The 22,289-nt window shown below is 70.8% G+C and carries 21 protein-coding genes and 1 other RNA gene; 17 read left to right on the top strand and 5 right to left on the bottom strand.

All coding sequences use genetic code 11. From position 1 onward, the window contains the following. Window positions 1-3: 3 nt before the first annotated feature. The gene (gene prfB / locus ACFY9E_RS12095) at window positions 4-1,107 is read left to right on the top strand and encodes a peptide chain release factor 2 (protein WP_390981896.1); all 1,104 of its coding nucleotides are present in this window, start codon (window positions 4-6) and stop codon (window positions 1,105-1,107) included. 290 nt (window positions 1,108-1,397) lie between these two features. Further along, window positions 1,398-2,021 carry a hypothetical protein gene (locus ACFY9E_RS12090; RefSeq protein WP_390981894.1) on the top strand — a complete coding sequence of 208 codons (624 nt, stop codon included), beginning with the start codon at window positions 1,398-1,400 and terminating at the stop codon, window positions 2,019-2,021. A gap of 104 nt (window positions 2,022-2,125) precedes the next feature. Here the strand turns inward: ACFY9E_RS12090 and ACFY9E_RS12085 are convergent, their stop codons facing one another. Then, a complete protein-coding gene (locus tag ACFY9E_RS12085) occupies window positions 2,126-2,317 on the bottom strand; it encodes a hypothetical protein (protein WP_352118143.1) in 192 nt (63 codons plus the stop codon). A gap of 289 nt (window positions 2,318-2,606) precedes the next feature. On the opposite strand from ACFY9E_RS12085, the gene ftsE reads away from it, so the two are divergent. The 5 genes from ftsE (at window position 2,607) to ssrA (ending at window position 6,508) form a co-directional block, all read left to right on the top strand. Then, on the top strand, window positions 2,607-3,296 hold the full coding sequence (gene ftsE / locus ACFY9E_RS12080; protein ID WP_003990615.1) for a cell division ATP-binding protein FtsE: 690 nt from the start codon (window positions 2,607-2,609) through the stop codon (window positions 3,294-3,296). 40 nt (window positions 3,297-3,336) lie between these two features. Beyond that, a complete protein-coding gene (gene ftsX / locus ACFY9E_RS12075) occupies window positions 3,337-4,254 on the top strand; it encodes a permease-like cell division protein FtsX (RefSeq protein ID WP_390981891.1) in 918 nt (305 codons plus the stop codon). 68 nt (window positions 4,255-4,322) lie between these two features. Next, complete coding sequence (locus tag ACFY9E_RS12070) at window positions 4,323-5,492, top strand: S41 family peptidase (protein ID WP_390981889.1); 1,170 nt, start codon at window positions 4,323-4,325, stop codon at window positions 5,490-5,492. 46 nt (window positions 5,493-5,538) lie between these two features. Beyond that, a complete protein-coding gene (gene smpB, locus ACFY9E_RS12065) occupies window positions 5,539-6,021 on the top strand; it encodes an SsrA-binding protein SmpB (RefSeq protein WP_030837684.1) in 483 nt (160 codons plus the stop codon). 98 nt (window positions 6,022-6,119) lie between these two features. Further along, window positions 6,120-6,508: a transfer-messenger RNA gene (ssrA, locus tag ACFY9E_RS12060) on the top strand. A gap of 110 nt (window positions 6,509-6,618) precedes the next feature. Here the strand turns inward: ssrA and ACFY9E_RS12055 are convergent. The 3 genes from ACFY9E_RS12055 to ACFY9E_RS12045 form a co-directional block, all read right to left on the bottom strand. After that, window positions 6,619-7,629, bottom strand: coding sequence for a substrate-binding domain-containing protein (locus ACFY9E_RS12055; protein WP_390981886.1), 1,011 nt, complete (start codon window positions 7,627-7,629; stop codon window positions 6,619-6,621). Further along, complete coding sequence (gene yicI, locus ACFY9E_RS12050) at window positions 7,629-9,878, bottom strand: alpha-xylosidase (protein ID WP_390981884.1); 2,250 nt, start codon at window positions 9,876-9,878, stop codon at window positions 7,629-7,631. The genes ACFY9E_RS12055 and yicI overlap by 1 nt, the downstream gene beginning before the upstream one ends. 77 nt (window positions 9,879-9,955) lie before the next feature. Next, window positions 9,956-11,164, bottom strand: a complete 1,209-nt coding sequence (locus ACFY9E_RS12045; protein ID WP_390981881.1) for an MFS transporter — start codon at window positions 11,162-11,164, stop codon at window positions 9,956-9,958. Between the two features lie 249 nt (window positions 11,165-11,413). On the opposite strand from ACFY9E_RS12045, the gene ACFY9E_RS12040 reads away from it, so the two are divergent. From ACFY9E_RS12040 to ACFY9E_RS11995, 10 genes are all read left to right on the top strand, one after another. Then, entirely contained in the window at window positions 11,414-11,659 is a 246-nt protein-coding gene (locus ACFY9E_RS12040; RefSeq protein ID WP_283973015.1) for a hypothetical protein, read from the top strand. A 12-nt stretch (window positions 11,660-11,671) separates the two neighbouring features. After that, window positions 11,672-12,511, top strand: coding sequence for a hypothetical protein (locus tag ACFY9E_RS12035; protein WP_390981878.1), 840 nt, complete (start codon window positions 11,672-11,674; stop codon window positions 12,509-12,511). 77 nt (window positions 12,512-12,588) lie between these two features. Then, complete coding sequence (locus tag ACFY9E_RS12030; protein ID WP_390981875.1) at window positions 12,589-13,554, top strand: LysR family transcriptional regulator; 966 nt, start codon at window positions 12,589-12,591, stop codon at window positions 13,552-13,554. Window positions 13,555-13,825: 271 nt separating this feature from the next. After that, window positions 13,826-14,731, top strand: coding sequence for a hypothetical protein (locus ACFY9E_RS12025; protein ID WP_390981873.1), 906 nt, complete (start codon window positions 13,826-13,828; stop codon window positions 14,729-14,731). Window positions 14,732-15,141: 410 nt separating this feature from the next. Next, window positions 15,142-17,340 (top strand): polysaccharide deacetylase family protein, encoded by a 2,199-nt coding sequence (locus tag ACFY9E_RS12020; protein WP_390981871.1) that lies wholly within the window; start codon window positions 15,142-15,144, stop codon window positions 17,338-17,340. After that, the gene (locus ACFY9E_RS12015) at window positions 17,337-18,647 is read left to right on the top strand and encodes an acyltransferase family protein (RefSeq protein ID WP_390981869.1); all 1,311 of its coding nucleotides are present in this window, start codon (window positions 17,337-17,339) and stop codon (window positions 18,645-18,647) included. The genes ACFY9E_RS12020 and ACFY9E_RS12015 overlap by 4 nt, the downstream gene beginning before the upstream one ends. Before the next feature lie 78 nt (window positions 18,648-18,725). Beyond that, complete coding sequence (locus tag ACFY9E_RS12010) at window positions 18,726-19,355, top strand: hypothetical protein (RefSeq protein ID WP_390981866.1); 630 nt, start codon at window positions 18,726-18,728, stop codon at window positions 19,353-19,355. After that, window positions 19,352-19,654: a hypothetical protein gene (locus ACFY9E_RS12005; protein ID WP_390981863.1), complete on the top strand. Its 303-nt coding sequence runs from the start codon at window positions 19,352-19,354 to the stop codon at window positions 19,652-19,654. The genes ACFY9E_RS12010 and ACFY9E_RS12005 overlap by 4 nt, the downstream gene beginning before the upstream one ends. After that, a complete protein-coding gene (locus tag ACFY9E_RS12000; RefSeq protein ID WP_390981860.1) occupies window positions 19,651-21,042 on the top strand; it encodes a hypothetical protein in 1,392 nt (463 codons plus the stop codon). The genes ACFY9E_RS12005 and ACFY9E_RS12000 overlap by 4 nt, the downstream gene beginning before the upstream one ends. Before the next feature lie 8 nt (window positions 21,043-21,050). Next, entirely contained in the window at window positions 21,051-21,641 is a 591-nt protein-coding gene (locus ACFY9E_RS11995) for a hypothetical protein (protein WP_390981857.1), read from the top strand. Here ACFY9E_RS11995 and ACFY9E_RS11990 read toward each other — a convergent pair. After that, entirely contained in the window at window positions 21,624-22,166 is a 543-nt protein-coding gene (locus ACFY9E_RS11990) for a hypothetical protein (RefSeq protein WP_390981855.1), read from the bottom strand. The two genes, ACFY9E_RS11995 and ACFY9E_RS11990, sit on opposite strands and share 18 nt — an antisense overlap. Window positions 22,167-22,289: the final 123 nt, after the last annotated feature.

Genomic DNA, 22,289 nt, shown 5'->3' with positions numbered 1-22,289 from the left:
GGCGTGGCAGTCGTCGACGTATCCGAAGAGCTCAAGTCCCTCTCCTCGACCATGGAGTCGATCGAGGCCGTTCTGGACCTCGAGAAGCTGAGGGCAGACATCGCCGTGCTCGAGGAGCAGGCGGCCGCGCCGTCCCTCTGGGACAACCCCGATGAGGCGCAGAAGATCACCAGCAAGCTGTCCCATCTCCAGGCCGAGGTGCGCAAGGCCGAGGCCCTGCGCGGTCGCATCGATGACCTGGGCGTTCTCTTCGAGATGGCCGAGGAGGAGGACGACCCGGACACCCGCGCCGAGGCCGAGTCCGAGCTCGCCGCCGTGAAGAAGGCGCTGGACGAGATGGAGGTCCGCACCCTCCTCTCCGGTGAGTACGACTCCCGTGAGGCGCTGGTGAACATCCGTGCCGAGGCCGGTGGCGTCGACGCCGCCGACTTCGCCGAGAAGCTCCAGCGCATGTACCTGCGCTGGGCCGAGCAGCGCGGCTACAAGACCGAGATCTACGAGACCTCCTACGCGGAAGAGGCCGGCATCAAGTCGACCACCTTCGCCGTGCAGGTCCCCTACGCCTACGGCACCCTCTCCGTCGAGCAGGGCACGCACCGCCTCGTGCGCATCTCGCCCTTCGACAACCAGGGCCGCCGGCAGACCTCCTTCGCGGGCGTCGAGATCCTCCCCGTGGTCGAGCAGACCGACCACATCGAGATCGACGAGTCCGAGCTGCGGGTGGACGTGTACCGCTCGTCCGGCCCCGGCGGCCAGGGCGTCAACACCACCGACTCCGCGGTGCGCCTCACCCACCTCCCCACCGGCATCGTCGTCTCCTGCCAGAACGAGCGGTCGCAGATCCAGAACAAGGCGACCGCCATGAACGTTCTCCAGGCGAAGCTGCTGGAGCGGCAGCGCCAGGAGGAGCGGGCCAAGATGGATGCCCTCAAGGACGGCGGGAGCTCCTGGGGCAACCAGATGCGTTCCTACGTGCTGCACCCGTACCAGATGGTGAAGGACCTGCGCACCGAATTCGAGGTCGGCAACCCCGAGGCCGTGTTCAACGGCGAGATCGACGGGTTCCTCGAGGCCGGAATTCGCTGGCGCAAGCAGCAGGAGAAGTAAGTTTGTCGACAAGGCAACTGCCGCTTCCTGGGCGGCAGTTGCCTTTTCTGTGCCCGCATGTCTGGGTTTTACATCACACTCACAGGCTCAGACTCCCGGCATAGCCCCCGTAGTTGGACATGGCGGCTGCAAACGGCCTTGACGTGTTCTTGAAAAGTGGGAAGGGTAAAGCGCGGCATGCGTGTCTCTGGGGCGCATGTGAACCGGGGGGCCTTTCACCGCAGCTTCCCCCGTCGAGCACAGCCCCGAGCGCTGCCTAATGACGATGAGCTACTGGGGGTAGCAACCACATGACGAAGAAGACGCGGATCCGTGTCGCGCGGATAGCGGCCGGTGCCGTGATCGCCGCCGGTGCCTCGCTGACCGCCGCCGGTGCCGCATCCGCAGCGGAGACCGAGGACTGCCTGCTCGGCATCCTGTGCGCCGACGAGTCGCCGGCCCCGACGCCGACCGACCCGCCGACCGAGCTCCCGACCGACCCGCCGACCAGCCTCCCGACGGACCCGCCGTCGACCGAGGAGCCCACGGAGGAGCCGACCGAGCCCACCGAGGAGCCCACCGAGCCGACCGAGGACCCGACCGTCGCCCCGACCGACCCGGGCAACGGGAACGGCAACGGCGGTGGCAACGGTGGCGGCAACGCCAACGGTGGCAACAACGGCGGCGGCAACAACGCCGACCCCGACGGCGGCACCTCGCCGCAGGAGGAGGGCTCCTCCTCCCTCACCGAGATCGGCTCGGACTCCACCCCGGCCCCGCAGGCGCAGGCGCAGGGCAGTGGTGAGGAGCTCGCCGAGACGGGTGCCGCGCAGACCACCTTCCTGGTGATCGGCGCCGCCACGATGATCGCCGGCGGTGTCGGCTTCCGTCTGCTGCCGCGCCTCGTGGGCGGCCGCGGCGGGGCTGCCGCCTGACGGTAGGCGCGTCCGTACGGACCGTGCGCTCAGCGCAACACCGAGGGCCCGGAGCGAAACGCTCCGGGCCCTCGGCCATGTCCGGGAAGGCGGCTGCCGCGCCCTTACGCGGTCTGGTGCGCCAAGAGGGCCACCGCCGCGATCAGCACCGTCAGCAGTGCGATCAGCGCCATCGGGTTCAGACCCGCGAAGAAGTTCTCCTGCTGCAGCCGCTCGCGGTTCGCGCGGCACACGGCGCAACGGCCCTCGTTCACGGGGGACGCGCAGTTCGCGCACACCAGCCGGTCGTACGTCATGCGCTTGCCCTCCTTGCGCCGGTATCCACGGTTCCAACGTGTGGGGGGACGGGAATGTTCCCCCCTCTACTCTGCCAGGTTCCCGCGGAGGGTGCGCGGCTCGCTCCCGAAGGGGTGGTCGCGCGGATTCCCTCCGCTGCGGGCCATGGGGCCGACCGTGCAGGTCCCCGCGTTGCCGGGGGCGTACAAAACGGCACAACCGATGCGCAACCGCGACCGGTGACTGCGGTGCCCTACCCGGTTCGCGTATGGTCACGCTCATCTACCCCCGGCGACCCGTGGTGCATCCGTGATCCGATTCGACAATGTCTCCAAGGTCTACCCCAAGCAGACCCGCCCCGCCCTCAGGGATGTCTCCCTGGAGGTCGAGAAGGGCGAGTTCGTGTTCCTCGTGGGGTCCTCCGGCTCCGGAAAGTCCACCTTCCTGCGGCTGATCCTCCGCGAGGAGCGGTGCAGTCACGGGCAGGTGCACGTTCTGGGCAAGGACCTCGCCCGCCTCTCCAACTGGAAGGTCCCGCAGATGCGGCGCCAGCTGGGGACGGTTTTCCAGGACTTCCGCCTGCTGCCCAACAAGACGGTCGGCGAGAACGTCGCCTTCGCGCAGGAGGTCATCGGCAAGTCGCGCGGCGAGATCCGCAAGTCCGTGCCCCAGGTGCTCGACCTCGTCGGGCTCGGCGGCAAGGAGGACCGGATGCCCGGCGAGCTGTCCGGTGGTGAGCAGCAGCGCGTCGCGATCGCGCGGGCGTTCGTCAACCGGCCGAAGCTGCTCATCGCCGACGAGCCCACCGGCAACCTCGACCCGCAGACCTCCGTCGGCATCATGAAGCTGCTCGACCGCATCAACCGGACGGGCACGACCGTGGTGATGGCCACCCACGACCAGAACATCGTGGACCAGATGCGCAAGCGCGTCATCGAACTGGAGAAGGGCCGCCTCGTGCGCGACCAGGCCCGCGGTGTCTACGGCTACCAGCACTGATACCGCACCCGAGATCCACGGAAAGGCATAACCAGTCGCCATGCGCGCCCAGTTCGTCCTGTCGGAGATCGGTGTCGGTCTCCGCCGCAACCTGACGATGACGTTCGCCGTCGTCGTCTCCGTCGCCCTCTCGCTCGCCCTGTTCGGCGGGTCGCTCCTGATGAGCGACCAGGTCAACACCATGAAGGGCTACTGGTACGACAAGGTCAACGTCTCGATCTTCCTCTGCAACAAGAGCGACGCCGAGTCCGACCCCAACTGCGCCAAGGGCGCGGTGACCGACGACCAGAAGAAGCAGATCAAGGCCGACCTCGGCAAGATGGGCGTCGTCCAGACGGTCACGTACGAGTCGCAGGACCAGGCGTACAAGCACTACAAGGAGCAGTTCGGCGACTCCCCGCTCGCCAGCTCCCTCACGCCGGACCAGATGCAGGAGTCGTACCGCATCAAGCTGAAGGACCCGGAGAAGTACCAGGTCATCGCCACCGCCTTCAACGGCCGGGACGGCGTGCAGTCGGTGCAGGACCAGAAGGAGACCCTGGACAACCTCTTCAAGCTGCTGGAGGGCATGAACTGGGCCGCGCGCGCGGTGATGGCGCTGATGCTGGTCGTCGCCCTGATGCTGATCGTCAACACGGTGCGCGTCTCGGCGTTCAGCAGGCGGCGTGAGACGGGCATCATGCGCCTGGTCGGCGCCTCGGGCTTCTACATCCAGGCGCCGTTCATCATGGAGGCCGCGGTCGCCGGACTCATCGGCGGCACGGTCGCGTGCGCCTTCCTGCTGACCGCCCGGTACTTCATCATCGACCACGGACTTGCCCTGGCCGATCAGCTCACACTGATCAACTTCATCGGCTGGGACGCCGTCCTCACGAAGCTGCCGCTCATCCTCGCCACGAGCCTCCTGATGCCCGCGTTGGCCGCGTTCTTCGCGCTGCGCAAGTACTTGAAGGTGTGACGCATGCCAAGAGGGGCCGTGCGGTCAACCGACCGTACGGCCCTTCCTCTTGTCCTAGACTCACCGGCATGTCAGGTCGTGACCCGTTCTGTCAGCCCCGTCGCATCCGCCGCGGGGCCGCCCTGACCTTGGTGTTCGCGAGTGTGCTCGTCGCCGGTGCGGCCACGGGGGCGTTGCCGCAGGACGACCGGAACTCCGCGCCGGACAAGGTCCGTTCGGCCCGCCCCGCCGGGCCCCGGACGGACGTCGCGCGGGCGGCCGAGGAGGCCATGGCCGACGGCACGTCCCCGATGGAGGCCGCGAAGCGCGCCGTCAGCCGCAGCGGGGACCGCTGGGGCGCCGTCTACTCCCGGGGCGAGTACGAGGAGTTCGAGGAGGCCCTCGACGGCCAGTACACCGGCGTCGGCCTCTGGGCCCGCAGCGAACGGGACGGCCGCGTCGAGGTGACCAAGGTGCGCGCCGGCTCGCCCGCGGCCATCGCCGGGATCCGCCCCGGGGACCTGCTGCGCAGCGTCGACGGCGAGAAGACCGACGGCCGGCCCGTCACCGAGGTCGTCTCCTTACTGCGCGGGGACGCCACCGACGCCCCCGCCGGCACCGCCGTCCGCCTCGGCCTGGAGCGCGGCTCACGCGCCTGGACCCAGACGCTGCGCCGGGCCCAGCTGTCCACCGACTCGGTCACCGTCCGGGAACTCGCCGGCCGGGTCACCGTCATCAAGGTCGCCACCTTCACCAAGGGTTCCGGCCACCAGGTCCGCGCCGCCGTCCGCCGGGCCCCGCGCGGCGCCGGGATCGTGCTCGACCTGCGCGGCAACTCCGGCGGCCTGGTCACCGAGGCCGTGACCGCCGCCTCCGCCTTCCTCGACGGCGGCCTGGTCGCCACCTACGACGTCGACGGCGAGCAGCGCGCCCTGCACGCCGAGCCCGGCGGCGACACCACCCGGCCCCTGGTCACGCTCGTCGACGGCGGGACGATGAGCGCGGCCGAGCTGCTCACCGGTGCCGTGCAGGACCGGGGGCGGGCGCTCGTCGTCGGCTCCCGCACCTTCGGCAAGGGCTCGGTCCAGATGCCGAGCCGGCTGCCCGACGGCTCCGTGGCGGAGCTCACCGTCGGGCACTACCGCACCCCCTCCGGCCGCGGAGTCGACGGCCGGGGCATCACGCCCGACCTGGAAACCGACGAGGACGCCCTCCAGCGGGCCCAGGCCGTGCTGCGCGGCCTCGCGAGCCCCTCGTAATCGACTTTCCGCAGAGCCCCTCCGTAGTGCGAAAATGGTCGGCACTATGGCTAAGGAAAAAGGGCGCAAGCTGATCGCGCAGAACAAGAAGGCGCGGCACGACTACCTCATCATCGACACCTACGAGGCCGGCCTGGTCCTCACCGGGACCGAGGTGAAGTCCCTGCGCCAGGGGCGGGCGTCGCTGGTCGACGGCTTCGTCCAGCTGGACGGGAACGAGGCGTGGCTGCACAACGTGCACGTGCCGGAGTACAGCCAGGGCACGTGGACCAACCACAGCGCCCGGCGCAAGCGGAAGCTGCTGCTGCACCGTGCCGAGATCGACAAGCTGGAGTCGAAGACGGGGGAGACGGGTCACACCATCGTGCCCCTGGCGCTCTACTTCAAGGACGGCCGGGCCAAGGTCGAGATCGCGCTGGCGAAGGGCAAGAAGGAGTACGACAAGCGCCAGACGCTCCGCGAGAAGCAGGACCGGCGGGAGACCGACCGCGCGATCGCGGCGGTGAAGCGGAGGCAGCGCGGGGCGTAGGGAATACGCTGGCACCGACCTGCGTTGGTCACGTACGATGGTGCCTGCACCCCACAGCGGGTGCGCGCCCCTCTCCGGAGGGATTGTCAACACAACATGGGGATGATCGGTTTCGACAGCGGCTGTCGAAGCAGGGGAAGCGTGTCGAGGAAGCGGCAATGATCTCGTAAACCATATGTCGCAAAAAATAATCGCCACTACTAAGCGCGATTCCCAGTCCTTCGCCCTCGCTGCCTGATAAGCAGTGAGTGAAGGACCCTAAATGGGTGTCAGCCCGGGAGTGTTCCCGGCCCGGATCCTGGCATAATCTAGGGAACTAAACCATCGAGCCCGGTCACGGGGCTCGATGGGAAACCAAACAGTGACTGGGCCCGTCGGCGACTTGTTCGCGTGATCGCCGGGGCCGAGAAAATCACAGCGAACTGCACACGGAGAAGCCCTGATTCTGCACCGTTGGACGCGGGTTCGATTCCCGCCATCTCCACTCATCCCATGTGGGCAAAGGCCCCGTCGCTTTCGAGCGGCGGGGCCTTTGTCATGAAGCCCCCGGCTCCGGTCCGGCCAGTTCGGGGGCCTCCCGTTCGGACACGACCTGCCCTAGGCCGGCCCCCGGCGTGACGTGCTGGCCCGTTCCGTCAGGTGCGGGGGCAGCAGCGTCGTCTGCGGTACCGGGGTGCCGTGCAGCTTCCGCATCAGGAGCTCCACCGCGCGGGTGCCCAGCTCGTCGGCCGGGAGGGACACGGACGTGACCGGGAGGCCGGGCGTCGTCGCGAGGTCGTCGGGGCAGACGGCGATGACCGACAGGTCGCCGGGGATCCGCAGGCCGAGCCGCCGGAACGCGTGGATCAACGGTTCCAGAAGGGGTTCGTTGTGCATCACCACGGCGCTGAGGGCGGGGTGTTCGCGCAGCAGCCGCTCGGCGAGGGCTGGGGCCGTGGCGGGGTCGGGGTCGCCCGGGTGGACGGACGTGACCAGGCCGCGGCGGGTGGCGGCGGCGGTGAAGCCCCGCATGAGGTGGTGGGCGTAGGCCGTTCCGCGGAGGTAGACCTCCGGGGGTGAGCCGACCAGGGCGATCCTGCGGTGGCCCAGCTCCGCCAGATGGTTCACACACGCCTCTCCCGCCGCCCTGAAGTCGAGGTCCACGCAGGTCAGACCGTGCGGGTCCGTGGGAAGGCCGATCAGGACCGACGGGCGGTCCAGCGCGCGGAGCCGGGGCAGGCGGGGATCGTCGAGCTCGACGTCCGTCAGCAGCAGCCCGGCCACCGAGTCCGTGCCCAGGGCACGGCTCAGTCCCACCTCGGCCTCATCCTGGGTGAGCAGCAGGACGTCGTGGCCGTGGGCCCGGGCCGTCGTCACCACCGACACGGCCAGCCGCATCACCACCGGGACCTGCACGCCGGGGCGCAGCGGCGCGGCGAGGGCCAGGACGTTCGGCTCGCCGCCGGCCAGGGCCCGGGCGCCCGCGTGGGGGCGGTAGCCCAGCTCGCGGACGGCCGCCTCGACGCGCCGCCGGGTCTCGTCGGAGATCGGACGCTTGCCGCTCAGCGCGTAGGAGACGGTGCTGGGGGAGACCCCGGCCCGGCGCGCCACGTCCGTGATCTTGACCATCAGTCCAGCTCCAGCAAGAGGAGAGCCGTACCGGGCGGGGCCTGGACCTCGCGTTCGCCCGCGGCCAGGGTCCAGGCGGCTGCCGGCGTGCCGCACGTGGCCCGCAGCCGGTTCCCCTCCCGGACGACCGTGAAGGTCACGTCCCCGACCGGCACCGTCACCTCGTCGCCGGGCCGCAGGCCGTACGCCCGCAGTGTCACCCCGTCGGCGTGGTCGTAGTCGGGCCGGTCGTCCCGCGCGCCGACCGGGATCACCGCGCCGGGCCGCACCAGCAGGGGCGCGCTCAGGAAGCCGTGGCGCTCGCGCACCCAGCGCGGGCCGGTCACCGTCTCGCCGGTGAGGAAGTGGGTCCAGGTGCCCTCGGGGACGTAGTACGTGACGTCGCCGTCGTCGCCGAACACCGGGGCGACCAGCAGGTCCGGGCCGAGCATGTACTGCCGTTCCAGGTGCGCGCACCCCGGGTCGTCCGGGAACTCCAGCACCATGGCCCGCATCACGGGCAGGCCCTCGGTGTGGGCCGTGCGGGCGGTCTCGTACAGGTAAGGCATGAGGCGGAGCTTCAGCCGGGTGAAGTGGCGGGCCACCTCGACCGACTCCTCGTCGAAGTGCCAGGGCACGCGGTAGGAGCTGCTGCCGTGCAGGCGGCTGTGGGAGGAGAGCAGTCCGAAGGCCAGCCAGCGCTTGAACAGGGCCGGGGTGGGGGTGCCCTCGAAGCCGCCGATGTCATGGCTCCAGAAGCCGAAGCCCGACAGGCCGAGGGACAGACCGCCGCGCAGCGACTCCGCCATCGACTCGTACGTCGCCTCGCAGTCGCCGCCCCAGTGCACGGGGAACTGCTGGCTCCCCGTCGTCGCCGAGCGGGCGAAGAGGACGGCCTCCTGCTCGCCGCGGTGCTCGCGCAGCACCTCGAAGACCGTGCGGTTGTACAGGTAGGTGTAGTAGTTGTGCATCCGCTCCGGGTCCGAGCCGTCGGACCAGACCACGTCGAGGGGCACCCGTTCGCCGAAGTCGGTCTTGAAGCAGTCGACGCCCTGTGCGAGCAGTGTCTCCAGCTTGCCGGCGTACCAGTCGCGGGCGGCCGGTGACGTGAAGTCGACCAGGGCCATGCCGGGCTGCCACATGTCCCACTGCCAGACACCTCCGTCCGGGCGCTTCAGCAGATGCCCGAGCGCCTTGCCCTCGGCGAACAGCGGGGAGCGCTGGGCGATGTACGGATTGATCCACACGGAGACGCGCAGGTCACGGGCCTTCAACCGGGCCAGCATGCCCTCGGGGTCGGGAAACACCCGTGGATCCCACCGGAAATCGCACCAGTTGAACTCCCGCATCCAGAAGCAGTCGAAGTGGAAGACGGACAGCGGCAGTTCACGCTCCTTCATGCCCTCGATGAAGGACGTCACCGTCTCTTCGTCGTAGGAGGTCGTGAAGGACGTCGACAGCCACAGGCCGAACGACCAGGCGGGCGGCAGGGCCGGACGGCCGGTCAGGGCCGTGTACTTGCGGAGGATCTCCTTCGGGGTGGGGCCGTGGATGACGTAGTACGTCAGCTCCTGTGTCTCCGCGCTGAACTGCACCCGGGAGACCACCTCCGAGGCGACCTCGAAGGACACCTTGCCCGGGTGGTCGACGAAGACGCCGTAGCCCGCGTCCGTGAGGTAGAAGGGCACGTTCTTGTAGGCCTGTTCGCTGCACGTGCCGCCGTCGGCCTGCCAGACGTCGACGACCTGGCCGTTCTTCACCAGCGGGCCGAAGCGCTCACCGAGGCCGTAGACGGAGGTGCCGACCTTCAGGACCAGTTGCTCGCGCAGGTGGTGCGCGCCCGAGGCGTCCCGCATGATGCCCGCGTTCTTGTGGCCGCTGCTGGTGAGCGTGCGGCCGTGCGCGAGGAACTCGACGTGCCAGGGGCCGCCCCGGGCCAGCCGGACCGACAGGTCGCCCGAGGTCAGGGTCGCGTGCTCGTCGTCGTACGCGATCTCCGCGGTGGTGTCCGACGCCGTGAGCTCGAATTCCGGGCCGCGGGGCGGTCCGCCGGTGAAGTGCGTCAGCGTCAGGCCGATGACGTCCGGCATGGGGGTGTGCGCCCTGACCGTGAGGACCGGGCCGGTCATCAGGTCGCCGCGGGAGCGGACGGGCCGGGTCGGGGCGTGGATCTCCAGTGCGCCGTCCGACTCGGTGACGTCGAGGGCCTGGGCCGGGTGGGCCGCGGTGACGCCCTCGCGCAGGAGCCAGTAGCCGTCGGTGAACTTCATGTGGGGGTTCCCTACTCTCCCGGCGCATGACGTCGAAGCGCTTCGACGGTCGAACGTATGCGGGGTGCGTAAGGGCGTCAATGGGGCGCGGGGCACTCGGTGAAGCGATTCGAAACGGGGCGCAGGGACAGGGTCAGGGCCATGGCCGCTGCCGTCACCGGTACCGCGAAGCCCGCCGTCGGCGAGAGGTGCTCCACGGTCCAGCCGCCGATCGCGCTGCCGCAGGCGATGCCGCCGAGCAGGCCGGTCACCGCGAGGGTCATGCCCTCGTTCAGCCGCCCCTCGGGGGTGCGCTGCTGGACCAGCGTCATGGTCGTGACCATCGTCGGGGCCGTCGCCATCCCGGCCACCAGCAGCGTGGCCGCCAGGAGGAGGAGCGAACCGGTGAGGGCCGCGGCCAGCAGCGGCAGGGTCAGCAGCGCGGCCATCGCCGCCACGCACCGGGACAGCCGGGCCTCGGCCGGTCCGCCGGGCTTCACGGCGCCGTACAGCAGGCCCGCCACGCAGGAGCCCGCGGCCTGGAGGGCGAGGATGGCACCGGCGGCCGACTGCCGCCCCTGCGCGTCGGCGAACGCCAGTGTGACGACCTCCGTCGCGCCGAAGATGCCGCCCATCGCCAGGCAGACCGCGAGCAGCGGGGGGATGCCGGGGGCGCGCAGGGGCGCCTTGCCGGGTATGCGCGCGCCGACCGGGGGCTCCGTCGCACGCCGGGTCGTGAACAGGACCATGCCGGTCAGCAACAGCACCGCGCCCACGAGGGTGCCCGCCTCCGGGAAGAAGGTCCCGCACAGGAAGGCCGCGAGCACCGGGCCCAGCATGAAGCACAGCTCGTCCGCCGCCTGCTCGAAGGAGTTGGCGGTGTGCAGTGCCTTCGGGTCGCCGCCCAGCAGATGCGCCCAGCGGGCCCGTGCCATCCCGCCGGTGTTGGGGGTCGTGGCGGTCGCGGCGTAGGAGGCGAACAGGGTCCAGTCGGGGGCGTCGTGGCGCACGCACAGCAGCAGGGAGAGGGAGCCGAGGACGGCGATCACCGTGGCGGGCAGGGCGATCCGGGCCTGGCCGTGCCGGTCGACGAGCCGCGCGATCCAGGGCGCGACCAGTGCGGTCGCCGCCAGTCCCGTCGCCGTGACGGCACCGGCGAGGGCGTACGAGCCCCGGGTCCCGGCGATCATCACGACCGCGCTGATGCTGAACATGCCCATCGGCAGCCGGGCGATGAGGTTCCCGGCGGTGAACGCGCGGGCGCCCGGCAGGCGGAACAGGCGGCGGTACGGGGAGAGGTGCGGCATGCGTCCACCGTCGCCCGGGGACGATCAAGCGGTCCAACACCTGTTCCGCGCGCAGTCACGCACCTGGGTTGTGGATCCATGGCCGGAAGGCCGAAACCTCATGGCCGGAAACATTCGCTCCCTGTTCTTCATACAGAGATATGGAGATTCCTAATGCTCCTCATGGCGCGTGGAAAAGATGTTCATTCGGGAAAATCCTTCACTCGTTTGCCGCGCATCCGCCGAAGTGGGCCGACGGTTAGTGGGTACATGACCGAGGCGACCAGGAAAGACGGCTGGGCGGTAACGCTCGGCCCGTATACCTACATTCCAGCACCAGCGCACTCGTCGGCGACAGTCAACGGCACGCTCACCAGAGGCGGTTGCCCAGTTGCTTTGCAGGTGACCGAGCCGGTGCTCCGCGACTTCATCGACGCCATGAGTGCACTGGAAAAGGATCTCGCCCGGCGATGGATCAGTGCGACGGATTGGCCGGCTTTCGCGCTTTCGAAATAGTCGGGTTACGCCATGTACGACAAAGTCGAGGGCACTGGCCGGCACCGGGCTCCGGCCCGGGATTTCATCACTCCCCTGACACCGCCGGACCCGACCTGGGACCCCGCCGAGGAACTGGCGTTCATCCTCGAGGAGGCCCTCGGGGAGCAGGCGGCGAGGATCCCCGCTCCCCGTGACGAGGACCCGGCCGAGGCCGCGGAGCCGGCGCCGGTCTCCGTCCCGGGCACCCACATGCGGCGGCTGCAGGACATCACCGAGGAGCTGCCGCCCGTGCGGGAGGTCCCCCGGCGTCACCGCAAGGTCCGGACCCGCAAGGCCCCGCGCGTACTGCGCACCACCAGCTTCCTCGTCGCCGCCCTGGCGGCCGTCATCGCCTCCGCCGTGAGCCTCCTGAGCGGCATCGTCGCCTACGACCCCTTGCGTCTGGTCGCGGTGTCCCCCGCGGCGCGGGGCCTGCGCACCTGGTGGCCCCTGCTGGTGTACGGGCCGTGGCTGGTGGGCTCCCTGTCCGTCCTGCGGGCCGCCCTGCACCAGCGCCGTGCGGTGCACTCGTGGTGTGTGGTGGTGGTCTTCTCGTGCATCGCCGTGCTGCTGTGCGTCGTCCAGGCGCCGCGGACGATCCTCGGCACCGCGGCGGCCGCCCTGCCCGGCCTCGCCGCCCTCGCCTGCTTCCAGCAGGTGGTGCGCCAGATCACCCTGACCCGCCCGCCGATGCGCTCGCTCCCACGTCACCGAGTGGGACAGGCTCCGGCGCCGGCCGGCGTGGAGGGCCAGAGGGGCGCGGAGGGTTTCAAGGGCGCGGAGGTTCAGCCGGGCGAGACGGAAAGGTTCCCGAAGAACACCCGCCCGTGAGGCCAGAGATACCGCCCCCTGAGCGCCGGGCCCCCGGGGCCCGGCGCTCCCGGCGTCCGCCGCTGTAGGTTCACCGCATGCCTGCCCACCTCGAGCCCCGTCTGCTGCGGGCCTTCGTCACCGTTGCCGAGGAACTGCACTTCACGCGGGCCGCCGTGCGGTTGCATGTGGCTCAGCAGGCGCTCAGCCGGGACGTGCGGCGGCTGGAGCGGGAGCTGAGGGCCGAGTTGTTCGTGCGGACCACCCGGCAGGTGACGCTGACACCCGACGGGGAGCGGCTGCTGCCGTACGCCCGTCGGGTGCTCCGGGCGCAGGACGAGCTGCTCGCCGCCTTCGACCAGGCACGGCCCCTGCTGGTCGACCTCAACTCCCCGGGCCTGGTCACCGCCCGCCGCGTGCTGCACCGGGCGCGGGAGCTCGCGCCGGGCCACGAACTGATGGCCCGCTACGAGAGCGGCCTGACCGGAGCCGCCGGTGAGCTGCTCGCTGGCCGGCTGGACGCGTCGTTCGGACGGTTCGCCGGGCTGGACCCGGCGCTGCGGGCGGGGCTCGGCCACCTGCCCGTGCGGTACGAGCCGATGGCGGTCGTGCTGCCCGAGGACCACCGGCTGGCCGCTCTGGAGGCGGTGCCGCTCGCCGAGCTGGCCGGCGAGACCGTCTACGCGGGCGCCGGGAATCCGCGCACGCCGGAGTGGACCGGCCTCGCCAGGCTGCTGTTCGAGGGCCGGGGCATCGAGATCGCGCCACCCGCGCCGCTGGCGGTCGGCGAGGAGGAGTTCCAGCGGGTCATGGCCAGAACGCGCAACCCGATCCTGGCCGTCGTGGGCTTCCCGGCCCTGCCGTCGACGGTGTTGCGGCCCCTGATCGACCCCGTGCCGCTGTCCCCCCTGTCCCTGGTGTGGCGCAAGGGCCTGAGGCACCCCGCGTTCGACGCGCTGCGGCAGGCGGCGGCCCGTCTCGCCGCCGAGGAGGGATGGCTGCGGCGGCCCTCCGGGGGATGGATTCCGGCCGGTGACGATGTCCTCATGACGTCTCACGACTGACACGATTCGCTACCCGCGCTCACACACAACCTTTCCGTGCGCTACATTCAATGCCTGAGCACGGTGTGGTAATAGGGGGCGCTCGGACGGGTGGGGGCCCGATCCGACGACGGGTGTTCAGGTCGTACGCGCACCCGAACCATCCCGTGGGGGGAAGTGCGTGCGTGTGACAAGTTGGCGAGAAGACGCCCAACCCGAGTGGCCCGAGGCCGCGGCGGCGACCGGGGAACTCCCTGCGAACGGCAGAGTCCGGAACCGGAGAGTCACCCAGGTGCGCGACGGTGACGACTGGGCGAGCGACTACCGGCTGCACGCCGGTACGGAGATACTGCGCGGCATCCCCCGGCAGAGCGAGGGCGAGGCCGACTCGTTCGACTCGTTCGACTCGGGCACCGAGTCCCGGAACGCGGTCCGCGACCCCTGGCAGGAGGACGCCCACCCGGTCGGGCGCGCCCACGACCCGGCCGGGACCCCCGGCCCCGCCGGGCACACCCATGACCCGCACGAGGTCACCATCCAGCTCGACGCCGTACAACTCGGCGACGGGTTCGTGCGCCGGGTCGAGGAAGGTATCGGCGTGGGCCCGGCCCCCGCCGACCGGCCGGTCTTCGTCGACGAGTCGGGCCGCCGCAGCCGCCGCTTCCGCCGGATCGGCATAGTCATCGCCCTGGCCTGCGGGGTCTACGCCGTCGTCATCGTCGCCACGCTGCTGTCGGGCAACTCCAACGCGCCCTGGCTGCCCGTACCGGGCCAGAAGCAGGATCCGTCGGCCGGGCAGGTCGACACCCCGCCGCTGCCCGAGCAGTCGGACCCGGCCACCGGCACCGGCACCACCGCCCCGGGCAGCGCGCCGACGGCCGACGAGGCCACGTCCCCCTCGCCCGATGCCAGCGCCGTCGAACGCGCTGAGACCGCCGAACCCGGCCGACGTGGCGCGACGGCACGCCCCTCGCCTACCGCGACCCGGGCCACACCGGACCCGGGCACCGGCGTGACCGACCCGGTTCCGACCAAGCCGGCCGACCCGCCGACCACGCCGGCCCCCGACCCGACGCCGACGGGCGAGCCCACGCCCGTGCCGACGGAAACCTTGGGCGCCGGCGACAGCGACGGCACCGGCACGGTCGCCGAAGGCCCGGCCGAGACGCCGCACGCCGAACCGACGCCCACCGTCTAGTGCTGATGGCCGGACCGGTTCGCCGGACAGCTCGCGGCGTCCGGCGCGGTGCGCACGGCGGAGCATCGCCCGTGTACCGGATGTGCCCGGGTGGTGCGACAACGCGGCGAGGTGCCCTGCCGTGCATCGCGAGCCGGTGAACCTTCCCGGCCGTCAGCACTAGTCCGGCCGCGCGGGCGGTACCTGCCCCGTCGCCCGCCCGGGGAGATCCGGGGGAAGGGCCCTCCGGCGCCTCACGCTCGCGGGCTCCGGGCTCCGGGTCCCCTGGGCAGAGAGGGACCCGCCGACGGCGCCGCGGAGCACGCCGGCACCGTCCCCGCAGCACCCGCGTCCCCGCACCACCCACCGTCCCCGCAGCACCCACCGTCCCCGCAGCACCCCATCCCGCACCACCCGGAGTACCACCACCCATGGCATCCCGTACCCGCCGTTCCGGGCCGGCGCCCCGAGCCCGTGGCGGCTCCAGGCGCCGCCTGCCGCTGCGCCTGCTCCTGCCCCTGCTCGTCCTCGTCGCGCTCATGGCGATGCTCATGCTGCGCGGTTACGTGCACAGCGAGATCCTCGCCGACCACCGGGTCCGGCCGCCCGCCGCCACCGACCAGGTGCCGGAGAAGATCATGAGCGGTGGGCCCGTCATCGACACCCGCAGCGGCCGCACCGAGAGCCTGCGCGTGCCCGACCACCGCCTGGTGCTCACCTTCGACGACGGCCCCGACCCGCTCTGGACGCCGAAAGTCCTGGACGTTCTGAAGAAGCACGACGCACACGCGGTCTTCTTCGTCACCGGCACCATGGCCTCCCGCTACCCCGACCTGGTCCGGCGCATGGTCGAGGAAGGCCACGAGGTCGGCCTGCACACCTTCAACCACCCCGACCTGTCCTACCAGTCCAAGAAGCGCATCGACTGGGAACTGTCCCAGAACCAGCTCGCCCTCTCGGGCGCCGCGGGCATCCGCACCTCCCTCTTCCGGCCGCCGTACTCCTCCTTCGCCGACGCCATGGACAACAGGTCCTGGCCGGTGACCGAGTACATCGGCGACCGCGGCTACATCACCGTCGTCAACAACACCGACAGCGAGGACTGGCGCAAGCCCGGCGTCGAGGAGATCATCCGCAAGGCCACGCCCAAGGGCGGCAAAGGCGCGATCGTCCTGATGCACGACTCCGGCGGCGACCGACACCAGACCGTCGAGGCACTGGACCGCATGCTGCCCGACCTGCGCGAGCAGGGCTACGCGTTCAGCAACCTCACCGAGGCCCTCGACGCCCCGAGCGCGCACTCCCGGGTCACCGGCCTCGACCGGTGGAAGGGCGCGGCGTGGATCTTCCTGGTCACGGCCTCGGAGCACCTCACCGACGGGCTGGTCGTCGGACTCGCGATCGTCGGCACCCTCGTCATCGGCCGTTTCGTGCTGATGCTGCTGCTCTCCGGGGTGCACGCACGCCGGGTGCGCCGCCGCGGCTTCCGCTGGGGAGCGCCGGTCACCGAACCGGTGTCGGTCCTGGTCCCGGCGTACAACGAGGCCAAGTGCATCGAGAACACGGTCCGTTCCCTCGCCGACAGTGACCACCCCATCGAGGTCCTCGTCATCGACGACGGCTCCTCCGACGGCACGTCACGGATCGTCGAGGCCATGGGCCTGCCGAACGTCCGGGTCGTCCGCCAGCTCAACGCGGGCAAGCCGGCCGCGCTCAACCGCGGTGTGGCCAACGCCCGGTACGACCTGATCGTGATGATGGACGGCGACACGGTCTTCGAACCGTCCACCGTGCGCGAACTGGTGCAGCCCTTCGGCGACCCGCGCGTGGGCGCGGTGGCGGGCAACGCCAAGGTCGGCAACAAGGACACCCTCATCGGCGCCTGGCAGCACATCGAATACGTGATGGGCTTCAACCTCGACCGCCGGATGTACGACGTACTGCGCTGCATGCCGACCATCCCCGGCGCGGTCGGAGCCTTCCGCCGCAGCGCGCTGGAACGGGTCGGCGGCATGAGCGACGACACCCTCGCCGAGGACACCGACATCACCATGGCCCTGCACCGCGACGGCTGGCGGGTGGTCTACGCGGAGAACGCCCGTGCCTGGACCGAGGCGCCGGAGACGGTCCAGCAGCTGTGGTCCCAGCGCTACCGCTGGTCGTACGGCACCATGCAGGCCATCTGGAAGCACCGCCGGGCCCTGGTGGACAAGGGCCCCTCGGGCCGCTTCGGCCGCGTCGGCCTGCCGCTGGTGGCCCTCTTCATGGTCCTGGCACCCCTGCTGGCCCCGCTGATCGACGTGTTCCTCGTCTACGGTCTCGTGTTCGGCCCCACCCAGAAGACGATCATGGCGTGGCTCGGCGTCCTGGCGATCCAGGCGGTCTGCGCGGCCTACGCCTTCCGGCTCGACCGTGAGCGCATGACCCACCTCGTCTCGCTGCCCCTGCAGCAGATCCTGTACCGCCAGTTGATGTACGTCGTACTGCTCCAGTCCTGGATCACCGCCCTCACCGGCGGCCGGCTGCGCTGGCAGAAGCTGCGGCGCACCGGTGTGGTCGACGCACCCGGCGGCGGCCCCGTGCCGCGCCAGCGGTCCCAGAGCAACTCCGAGCGGAGGCCGGTGGCATGACCCACGGAAACCCGATCCCCACGTCATCGGCGGCGTCCGGCATGCCGCAGGCGCCCTACGGCATGCCGCAGCAGCGCACGACCGACACCGCACCGGCGGGCGGAACCGCCACGGCGACCGCCCCCACCGCGCCGGCGCGCCAGGGCGGCGGCCGTGACCGCTACCTCGACCTGCTGCGCTCGATCGCCCTGGTCCGGGTCGTCGTCTACCACCTGTTCGGCTGGGCGTGGCTGACGGTGCTGTTCCCGTCGATGGGCGTGATGTTCGCGCTGGCGGGCTCCCTGATGGCGCGCTCGCTGAACCGCCCGGCGCTCGGTGTGATCCGGGGCCGGATCCGCCGCCTCCTGCCCCCGCTCTGGGTGTTCGGCGTGGTGGTGCTGGCGATGATGTTCGCGGCCGGCTGGAACCCGCTGAAGGACCCGGACCACGGCGGTGCCTGGGGCCTGGTCGATCTGGCCAACTACTTCTTCCCCGTCGGCGCCCCGCCCTTCCCCTGGCACCTCGGCGCCAAGTCCGGCCTGCTGGAGGAAACCTGGGCGGTGCAGGCGGCCGGTCCACTGTGGTACCTGCGGGCCTACCTCTGGTTCGTCATCGCCTCCCCGCTGCTGCTGTGGGCGTTCCGCCGGGCACCGTGGCCGACGCTGCTGGCACCGCTGGGCCTCACGGCGATCGTCGGCACGGGCCTGGTGAAGATCCCCGGCGAGACGGGCAACGCGGTGACCGACTTCGCGGTCTACGGCGGCTGCTGGGTCCTGGGCTTCGCCCACCACGAGGGCCTGCTCAAGCAGATCCCCCGCTACCTGGCGATCTCCTGCGCGGCCCTGCTCATGGCCTTCGGCCTGTGGTGGGCCTCGGGTCACCTGGGCCCCGACGGCTGGGACCTCAACGACATCCCCCTGGCCCAGGCGGCCTGGTCCTTCGGCTTCGTGGTCGTCCTCCTCCAGTACTCCCCGTCCTGGCGCGAACTCCCCGGCCGCCTGGCCAGGTGGGACAAGCTCGTGACCCTCTCCAACAACCGCGCTGTCACGATCTACCTCTGGCACAACCTCCTCATCATGGCCACGGTCCCGATCCTCGACCTGTTGTACGAGCTGCCGTTCCTCCAGAGCGACAGCGCGGTGTCCGCCCTGGACACCACGTACACCGTCTGGATGTTCGCCCTGGTCTGGCCGCTGATCGGCGCGGCGATCCTGGCGTTCGGCTGGGTCGAGGACGTCGCGGCGAAGCGGAAACCCCGTTTGTGGCCGAACAGTGCCCCTCGGGTGAGGGTTCGTGGCAGCCGGAAGCGCTCGGCACCCGGAAGCTAAGCTGACCCGGCATCGGCGGGGCGGACGACGAGCGGCCCTTTCCGAGGGTTCCTTTTCGGCCCAGGTGAGAGAACGACAGTGACACAGGCACGGACGCCACAACCGGCCGGACCGCGCGCGCCGGTCTTCGGACTGATCACGCCCGAGGACTGGTACCGCATTCCGCTCCTGCCCGCCGACCGCCGCGAGGCGTCCGTGAACGCGCTGATCCGGCGGCAGTTCACGGGCGTCGACGACCAGCCGGTGCTGCGCCGGAAGGCCCAGGAGCAGTTGCTCGGCACGGCCGAGGCCGCGGTCGAGCAGGGCGGTGTGGTGCTGTACCTGTCGTTCCTGGAGGCGGGCGGCATCCCGTTGTCGGCCTCCCTGCTGGTCTCCCGCCTGCACGAGAGGTTCGACGGCCTCGACACCGTCGCCGCCCTGGCCGGCTCCGGCGAGGTCACGCTGGAGTCGCTGCCCGCCGTGGGGCGTGTGGCCCGGGTGCTCCGGCGGGAGCGGACGAGGCAGTCGCGGAAGCTGGGCTCCGAATTCGAGGACACGGTCGTCGAGTACTTCGTACCGGTCCCGGACCGCGACGAGGTGCTGATGCTGACGTTCAGCACACCACTGGAGCCGATCGCGGACGCCATGGTGGAGTTGTTCGACGCGGTGGCCGGAACCCTGCGCTGGCAGCCCCGCGACGAGGAGCAAACGGGGGAGGAACGGCAGTGAGCAAGAAGCTCAGGGTCTCGACACAGGATCTCGAAACGGCCGGAAACGGACTGCGGACGGTGGCGACGGAGCTGGAAGGGCTCGACAAGCTCATGGACGCCTACGACCGCCGCACCGTCGGCCACCAGACGCTGCACGACCGGCTCCAGGAGTTCTCCGACGGCTGGGACGACAACCGCAAGAAGATGATCGAAGAGATCCAGGGGCTCGGGAAGATCGCCAAGGAGTCCGGGAAGGCGTACACCGAGCTCGACACCGCTCTGTACAACGCGCTCACGGGCAAGGGGAAGAAGAAGTGACCCGCCCCGCCGACCACCGGTGGGAGGTACTGGGGGAGAGCGCTGACCCCGTGCCCGGTGACGTCCATGACATGAAGGCCCTCGCGCGCCGGTTCACGGCCACGGCCGAGACCATCACCAAGACGGCCGACGCGCTGCGCCGGATCGGCAACCTGGAGAGCTGGGACTCCGAGGCGGGCCGCGCCTTCGCCGAGAAGGCGAACGACACCGCCAAGACGGTGAGCAAGGCTCACGACCGCTACGCCGACGCCGGGGTCGCCCTCAAGGACTACTCCACCGATCTGGAGACCGTCCAGGAGGAAGCGGACAAGCTTCTCACCCAGGCGGAGACGAAGCACAACAGCCTGGCCACCGCGAAGTCCAAGGCCGAGAACCCGCCCAAGGGCACCGACGACGCCGGGCAGGACAAGCTCGACAAGGCGGTCACCGACCTCCAGGAGGGGCTCGACGGGCTGCGCGGTCAGCTCGCCTCGCTGAAGACCCGTCACAAGGAGGCCGGCGACAAGGCCGCCAAGCGCATCCACGACACCACCGAGGGCGACGGCCTCAACGACGGCTGGCTGGACGACCTGCGCGACACCCTGAAGCTCGTCAGCGACATCACGGGAGCCATCGCCGCCGTCTGCGGGGTACTGTCCCTGCTCGTCGGCTGGATCCCTGTCATCGGACAGGCCCTGGCCGGTGTGCTCGGCACCATCGCCCTGGTCATGACGGCGATCTCACTGGTCTGCCACGTGCTGCTCGCCATCAACGGCGACGGCTCCTGGGGCGATGTGGCGATCGACGTGCTGGGCCTCGCCACGTTCGGCATCGGACGCGTCTTCTCCGCGGGCGCCAAGGCCGCCGCCACCGTCGGCCGCAGCCGCGTCTGGACGGCCGCCACACAGTACGTGCGCGGCTGGAACCCGGGAATGAACTCGGCCGCGCGCCGCGCACTCGTCGAGTCCATGGTCGGGGCACGGGCCGGAGCACGCCCCGGAGCGGCCCTGCCCGAGGTGGGCCTGAGGGCGGCCTTTCGCGGACTGCCGAGCTCCTTCGCGGACGACCTGGCCACCATCCGGGGCAACTGGCGGGACCTGTTCAAGGCCGGCGACAACCTCTCGGCGGCCCGCGACGCCTACAACGCCGCCGGACCGCGCGGCCTGGCCAGCATGTACGCGGGCCCTGGCATGGTCGACGAACTCGCGCGCATCAAGAACATCGACCCGGCGGACCTGCGCATCATCGGAACGCCCGACGCGTTCAAGCAGGCCATGGCGTACAACGCCGTCGGCCTCGGCGGCACCGGGACGGGCGCGGCCTCCGACACCAACAGCTTCGTCGGCCTGTTCGGCGGCGACCCGGAGATCGACGTCACCGGCCCCGACGCGTCACTGGCCGGACGGTGAGCCCGGCCATGTCGCACCCGGCGGACTGGCGGGAGTGCCGCGTCGCGCTGCCCGCCCACCACAACTGGCTGGTCCTGGACCTGCGGAGCGAGGACCCCGAGACATGGGCGCGCACCCTCGCCGAACAGCACCTCGGCGGTGATGTACCCGAGCAGTGGCGGGAGGCGTTCGCGACGGACCTGCTCTGGTACCGGGGTGCGGCGGTCCGGCAGGGCGCCCTGTGCGCGGCGGTCCTGGCACCCCAGGACGGGCCCGTCGTAGCGAGTTACACGGTGCGGGAGCTGAACATCCCGCGGGAGTCCCTGACGGTGGCCGCTTTCCGGGCCGAGGCGGAGCGCGCGGACGGCCCGTACTTCGGCGGGGAGCAGATGCTCACCGAGGTCGAACTACCCCTGGGACCGGCCCTGCGCGTGCACCGCCAGGAGCCGACGGATCCGGACGCGGACAGCGGAACGATCGTCGAGGGAGTGGCCCACTACGTCCTGCCGCGCCGGCACCCCACCGCGCTGGAAGGCCGGCTGCTGTGGACGTCCCTGGGACTCGGCGCGGAACTCGTCAAGGTCGCCGACGAGCTGGCGGACTCACTCCGCCTGGCGTGACGTGGCGGAACCCCGGCGCTTGGCGAACACATCGCCGAGACCGAACCGCTCCCAGGGGACCACCGCGAGCGGCATCCAGCTGAACCCGACGGCGAAGACGGCGACGACGGTGGTGATCTGAGCCGGGAGGAACCACCCCAGCTGGGCGACGAGCAACGCCACGACCAGCAGCCAGACGTCGAACACCAACAAGGCCAGCACCTTGCGCACCGCCGCTCCCGGACCGACCCGGGGCGTGTCCTCGTTCCCCCGCACCATGCCGAACAGGATCACCGGCAGCATCAGCCCGGTCAGCCCGCCGACCGCGATGCCTCCCACCACCAGGGCGTTGTTCCCGGCGTCGGGCACCATGCCGGACAGCGGGGCCGCGTCCACCGCCCCGCCCAGCAGGGCCACGGCCGCGAACGCGCCGAGCGTCGCCGTCGCCAGCACGAGGAGCATTCCTGCTCCGAAGGCGACGTTTCCGGCGAAGGAGCGCTGCGGGCGCTGCGCCTCAGGCCGCTCGGCCCCCGACTCAGCGGACATGGACTCTTCCCTTCCCGTGTGCGGTCCGCAAGAGGATAACGGGACCCCGTTCCCCGGGGCTTTGCCCGTGTGGAAAACTGCCCCGGTTGCGCTTGTGAACAAGGTGGTCGGCGGGAGCGGTGG

This window comes from Streptomyces sp. NPDC012466 (assembly GCF_042955215.1).
In the GTDB taxonomy this organism is placed as follows: Bacteria; Actinomycetota; Actinomycetes; order Streptomycetales; family Streptomycetaceae; genus Streptomyces.
The sequence above is the reverse complement of the archived record's forward strand: the minus strand, read 5'-3'. Positions and strand labels throughout refer to the sequence as shown.